Origin of the sequence: Streptomyces sp. NPDC006265 (genome assembly GCF_040613555.1) — a bacterium.
Lineage (GTDB): Bacteria > Actinomycetota > Actinomycetes > Streptomycetales > Streptomycetaceae > Streptomyces.
On record NZ_JBEXSH010001435.1, the window covers coordinates 1 to 1,327 of the forward strand.

Consider the following 1,327-nt stretch of genomic DNA (forward strand, 5'->3'; position numbering starts at 1 on the left):
GGTCCGGGCGCCTTCTACCTGAGGGACTGCATCGTCAACGACGTCGGCGGCATCGTCTGGCTGACGGAGCCGCCCGCCGGTCTTCTGCCCGACCCCGAGGTGCTGGCGCGTCAGGCCCGGGACAAGATGACGCTGCTGGGCGCGAACATCGGCAGCTCGCCGGGCCCGGACGCGCCTGGTCTCGTTGGCATGCCCGTCTGGCTGTGGAACAACAAGAGCGACACCACCTGGGGTCCCAACAGCGCGACGGCCGCGGTTCCGGGACTGTCGGTGACGGCCACGGCCCGCGTCACCAAGATCACCTACTCCATGGGAGACGGCGGCGCGGTCACGTGCACGACCGCGGGCACGAAGTACTCCAAGGCCTACGGGGACAAGTCCTCGCCGGACTGCGGCTACCGCTACACCAAGGTCTCCGCCGGCCAGCCGGGCGGGAAGTTCACCATCACCGCGACCAGCTCCTGGGAAGTCACCTGGCAGGCGTCGAACGGTGCAAGCGGGACGCTGCCCGACGAGATCCGTACGTCCAACACCACAGCGCGCGTCGGCGAGCTGCAGGTTGTCAACTAGCGCAAGGAAGACCATCACAATGCCGCGAACCAAGCAGCCGACGGCACCGTCCGAGCCGGGCTCCGCGCCTGTGCTGCTGCCGATTACCAACGACGCCCCGCGCCGCCGCCGACGCCCGGTGGTCGTCGGCGCCGGCCTGGCGCTGGCCGCTGTGGGCGCGCTTGTGTCGGTGTGGCTGGTCGACGAAGCCGGTGACAAGATCTCTGTCGTCGCCACCCGGCACCCCATTGCGGCGGGCGAGAGCATCAAGGCATCGGATCTGGTGGCCACCGAGATATCCCACGGCTCCGAGCTGCGCTCGCTGGCCGCTTCCCGCGCATCCGACATCATCGGCAAGCAGGCCGCATCCGACCTGCCCGCCGGCGTGCTGGTCACCGAGGACTCGGTGAGCGACGAATCCAGCGTGACCAAGGGCAAGTCCGTGGTGGGCATCCTCGCCAAGCCCGGCCAGTTGCCCATTCAGAAGCTGCGCACCGGCGATGAGGTCACCATCGTCCACACCCCGCAGGACGGCAGCGCCTCAGCCTCGTCCAACAAGGCAGGTTCCACCCCGGACAGTCTTCCTGCCGTCGTGTCCCGCGTCGGCGCGCCCGACGCCAACGGCGCCGTGGTCGTCGACGTTGCCGCGCCCGAAGTGAACAGCACGTCGCTCGCTTGCTTGGGAGCGGGGGGCGACGGGGCCCTAGTCCTGAATGCGACGATCTGATGGGCGTCGTAGCAAGCGTATGGGGAAAGTGCCGCGGCGGGTCCGGCTCGG

General features: G+C 69.2%; 1 protein-coding gene and 1 pseudogene. Both read left to right on the forward strand.

All coding sequences use genetic code 11. The annotated features are described in order from the left end of the window. Positions 1-570, forward strand: a pseudogene (locus ABZ281_RS49575) (ATP-binding protein); the annotation flags it as partial. 19 nt (positions 571-589) lie between these two features. Further along, complete coding sequence (locus tag ABZ281_RS49580) at positions 590-1,276, forward strand: flagella basal body P-ring formation protein FlgA (RefSeq protein ID WP_356665442.1); 687 nt, start codon at positions 590-592, stop codon at positions 1,274-1,276. Positions 1,277-1,327: the final 51 nt, after the last annotated feature.

Bases quoted from the DNA above. Each gene is read 5' to 3' on its own strand.
- ABZ281_RS49580 (WP_356665442.1), top strand. From the start codon at position 590: ATGCCGCGAACCAAGCAGCCGACGGCACCGTCCGAGCCGGGCTCCGCG.